Here is a 3,995-nt window from a genome sequence, read left to right as displayed (position 1 = left end):
CTAATTAAATTATAATCTTATTATTAAATATTTATTAATATTTATTTCATTTTTAACACAAAAAAATACCTCAAACTGCAAATTGCTAATCTAAGGTATTTTTATTATTACTCTAAATATACTTCATTATATTATTATACGAAATATTATTCTTGTTCCCAGTTATGGAAGACATTTTGTACATCGTCATCATCTTCAAGTAAATCTATTAATTTTTCCATAGATTTAACTTGAGCTTCATCAGATAATATAGTTGTAGTTTGAGGCACTAATTTAACGTCAGCAGATACAAATTCATATCCTTTTTCTAATAATGCATCTCTAACAGCATTGAAGTCTTCTGGAGTTGTTACAACTTCGAATCCATCTTCTTCTGTTATTATATCGTCTGCTCCAGCTTCTAAAGCATCATCCATAAGTTGATCTTCTGTTATACCTTCAGCAGCTATTAATATTTGTCCTTTTCTATCGAACATAAATCCAACACAACCAGTAGTTCCTAAGTTACCACCATTTTTATCGAAGTAGTATCTTATATTACCAGCAGTTCTGTTTTTATTGTCAGTTAATGTTTCAACTATAACAGCTACTCCACCTGGTCCATATCCTTCATATGTGTTTTTGAAGTAGTCTTCACCTGCACCTGCACCAGCACCTTTTGCTATAGCTCTATTTATATTATCATTTGGCATATTGTCAGCTTTAGCTTTATCTATAGCTGTTTTTAAAGCTGCATTGTATTCTGGATCTCCTCCACCTTCTTTAGCTGCAACAGTTATAGCTCTTGCATGCTTAGTGAATATCGCTCCTCTTTTTGCATCTTGTTTACCTTTTCTATTGATAATGTTACCTATACGACCCATAGTTCCACTCCTTATTTCTTATGTGTTTTCCACATTAAAATTAAATCTTATTAACACCGTAAATTTTAACATAAAAAATCAAATTAGTAAATGTATGTACTTATTATTGGATTTTTTTATATGTAGTTTATTCAAATATTGGTGGCTTAGAGGCAACTTGTCTCTTATGTTCACTTATTCTATGAAGTCTATCTATTATTTCTAAGTCCTTTTCTGGAACTTCATCTCTTTTACCTTCAACAACTTTATCTATCATATTATAAGTTGTTCCCATTTCATTTTCATCAGTTTGACCTTCCCATAGTCCTGCTGATGGAGCTTTGTTTATTACATCTTCATGTACTCCAAGTTCTTTTGCCCATTCATAAACCTCAGCTTTTGTTAAATTTGCAATAGGTACTAAGTCAACTCCACCATCTCCATATTTTGTAAAGTAACCAGTATGTATTTCTGCTGCATTATCCGTTCCTACAACTAAATATCCAAGATCATTAGCAACAGTATATAATGTACACATTCTAACTCTAGCTCTTAAGTTTGAATCTGCCGTTCTTTCTCCTTCTGGATTAAATAAGTTTTTTTCTTTTAATGCATCTAGAGCTGCATTTCTAATTGCTACTTGTGGCTCACTTAAGTCAAGATCTATATAATCAATTCCGCACCCATTAATTACTTTAAGTGCATCTTCTCTATCCTTTGGATTACTGTTTATGCTCATTATAACACCTATAGAATTGTCCGGACATGCTCTTTTTATAAGGTTAGCAACTACTGCTGAATCTATACCTCCAGAAACTCCAACAACTAATCCTTTACAATTAGCTTCTTTTACTTTTTCTCTTAGCCATTCAACAGTTTTTTCAATTTGTTCAGTTCTCTTCATAATTTTACCCCTTTCACCAAATATTTTTAAATCTATTATATCATATATCTTTATTATATTTTGTATACATTATCTCAAATAATCTTTTAACAGAATTTCATTATTTATTAAATAAAATTTCTCTTTTGGTAAAAACTAATTTAAAGTAGGTGAATTTGTATGAAAAAACAATCCTCCCCTTTTAACCTTAAAAATTCTATAATCGGTTTATTTACTGGATTTATCAATGGTGTTTTTGGCTCTGGTGGCGGAACCTTATTAGTACCAATACTAAACAATATTTTAGAAGTTGAAGAACATAAATCCCACGCTACTGCTCTTGCAGTAATTATATTTTTATCTACAACTAGCTCAATCATCTACATATCAAAGGGTACCTTCGATATGAATTTAACTGCACAAGCAGCTTTTGGTAGTATTATTGGTGGGATTATTGGTGCTAAACTTCTATGCAAGGTAAATGGAAAATTTTTAAGGATTGGATTTGGAATAGTAATGATAATTGCAGCATGTAGGATGGTGTTTTAATGCTTGTTGGTATAATTGGATTTTTTGCTGGAATTATTGGTGGAATGGGAATGGGTGGTGGAACTATATTAATTCCTGCCCTGGTCTTGTTTGCAAGTATAGATCCTAAGTTAGCCCAAAGTATAAACTTGATTTCATCCATACCAATGACTATTGCAGCATTAATTATCCATATAAAAAACAAAAATGTAGAGTTTGAATTAGTACTTCCCATAGCAATCTTTGGTATAGCAGCTGCTGTAGGAGGCTCTTTATTAGCTGAGTATCTAAACTCACAAATACTTCGAAAAGCTTTTGGAGTATTTTTATTTTTCATAGGATTATATGAAATAAAAAAAGGCATTTATGATAACAACAATAAATAAAAAATTTACTTTGCTAAACTTAATAATTAGAAATTAAAAAGGTACTATATCCTTCAAAAGATCTAGTACCTAAAGTTTCATTTTAGCTCTTTTTCCAATTGAGATACCATGGCAAAATCTTTTATTGCTTCATCATAATTTCCAATATTACAATAGGCATCCCCTCTATTTTGATATGCTCTCAAGTCATCTGGGTCTATTTCTATAGACTTTGTAAAATCAGATATAGCATTATCATATTGTTTCAGTTCATAATATGCTAAACCTCTATAATAATACGAAATAGAACTCTGAAGTAAATTCAATGAAGAAGTAAAATCATCTATAGATTCCTCATATTCCTTAAGCTCTAAATTCACCATCCCTCTTACATCATAGATTCTAAATTCTTCAGTGTTATATGTCAAAGCAGTAGTTAAATCTTCTTTTGCACCTTGCAAATCTCTCATTAATGATTTAGAAGTTCCTCTATTATAATAAATATTTTCATCTTTATAATCTAATTCAATAGCTTTTGTAAAATCTTTTATTGCTTCTTCATATTTCTGTAAATTATCTAAAGCCAAACCTCTTTTATAATATGCCTTTGCATTTTGATCATTTAAATATATCACTTCATTAAGATCTTTTATTGCCTCTTCATAATTGTCTACTTTTAAATTTGCTAGAGCTCTACCATAATAAGCTTGCTCATATTCACTATTTATCTCTAAGGATATGGTGAAATATTCCATAGCTTCGTAGTATTCTTCTAATAAATAATAAGAGAATCCTGCATAATAATATACATCTTCAAAATCTTGGTTAATATCAATTGCTTTTTTATAATCTTCCAATGCTTCCTCATGCTTTTCCAAAAGTGAATAAGCAATTCCTCGATTATAATATAACCTATCATCAAATTTCTCCAACTCTATAGCCTTTGTAAAATCTTCTATTGCCTCTTCATATCTAGTTATTCTACTATAGTTTCTTCCTCTATTATAATAAGCACTAATATCATTTTCGTCCAAATCTAAAGCCTTTGTATAAGACTCTATAGCTTTTGTATATTTTTTCAACCTAGAGTAACAAATCCCCATATTGTAGTAAACAACTTCATACTTTTCATCAATATCTATGGCCTTTTTATAATTTTGTATAGCCTCATAATAATAACCTTGTCTAGATAAGCAAACACCCTTACCCCTATATGCTTCTTTATAGTTATTATCAATTTGAATAGTTTTATCAAAATCTTTTATTGCTTCTTCATACTTTTCAAACTTCACATATAAATTTCCTCTGAAATAATATCCAATAGGTTCATCTTCATATTTTTCAATAATTTTATTTATATAATATATTTTTTCATTA

General features: G+C 29.6%; 5 protein-coding genes. 2 read left to right on the top strand and 3 right to left on the bottom strand.

Translation table 11 applies throughout. The features are described from left to right. Positions 1–146: 146 nt before the first annotated feature. Positions 147–863, bottom strand: a complete 717-nt coding sequence (locus NSA58_RS17065) for a YebC/PmpR family DNA-binding transcriptional regulator (RefSeq protein ID WP_039679442.1) — start codon at positions 861–863, stop codon at positions 147–149. Between the two features lie 127 nt (positions 864–990). Then, a complete protein-coding gene (gene nadE / locus NSA58_RS17060; protein WP_039679441.1) occupies positions 991–1,746 on the bottom strand; it encodes an NAD(+) synthase in 756 nt (251 codons plus the stop codon). A 159-nt stretch (positions 1,747–1,905) separates the two neighbouring features. Between nadE and NSA58_RS17055 the strand changes: the two genes are divergently transcribed. Together NSA58_RS17055 and NSA58_RS17050 are read left to right on the top strand one after the other, a co-directional pair. Beyond that, positions 1,906–2,274, top strand: a complete 369-nt coding sequence (locus NSA58_RS17055; protein ID WP_039679440.1) for a sulfite exporter TauE/SafE family protein — start codon at positions 1,906–1,908, stop codon at positions 2,272–2,274. Further along, positions 2,274–2,639, top strand: a complete 366-nt coding sequence (locus tag NSA58_RS17050) for a sulfite exporter TauE/SafE family protein (protein ID WP_039679439.1) — start codon at positions 2,274–2,276, stop codon at positions 2,637–2,639. The genes NSA58_RS17055 and NSA58_RS17050 overlap by 1 nt, the downstream gene beginning before the upstream one ends. Before the next feature lie 77 nt (positions 2,640–2,716). Here the strand turns inward: NSA58_RS17050 and NSA58_RS17045 are convergent. Next, the coding region (locus tag NSA58_RS17045) for a tetratricopeptide repeat protein (protein ID WP_257560725.1) at positions 2,717–3,995 on the bottom strand (1,279 nt) is incomplete at its 5' end.

The sequence above is a fragment of the Terrisporobacter muris genome (genome assembly GCF_024621905.1).
GTDB classification, from domain to species: Bacteria; Bacillota; Clostridia; order Peptostreptococcales; family Peptostreptococcaceae; genus Terrisporobacter; species Terrisporobacter muris.
This window is presented reverse-complemented; position numbering and strand designations above follow the sequence as displayed.

Coding starts and splice junctions, on each gene's coding strand:
- NSA58_RS17065 (WP_039679442.1), bottom strand. CDS start 863: ATGGGTCGTATAGGTAACATTATCAATAGAAAAGGTAAACAAGATGCA.
- nadE (WP_039679441.1), bottom strand. CDS start 1,746: ATGAAGAGAACTGAACAAATTGAAAAAACTGTTGAATGGCTAAGAGAA.
- NSA58_RS17055 (WP_039679440.1), top strand. CDS start 1,906: ATGAAAAAACAATCCTCCCCTTTTAACCTTAAAAATTCTATAATCGGT.
- NSA58_RS17050 (WP_039679439.1), top strand. CDS start 2,274: ATGCTTGTTGGTATAATTGGATTTTTTGCTGGAATTATTGGTGGAATG.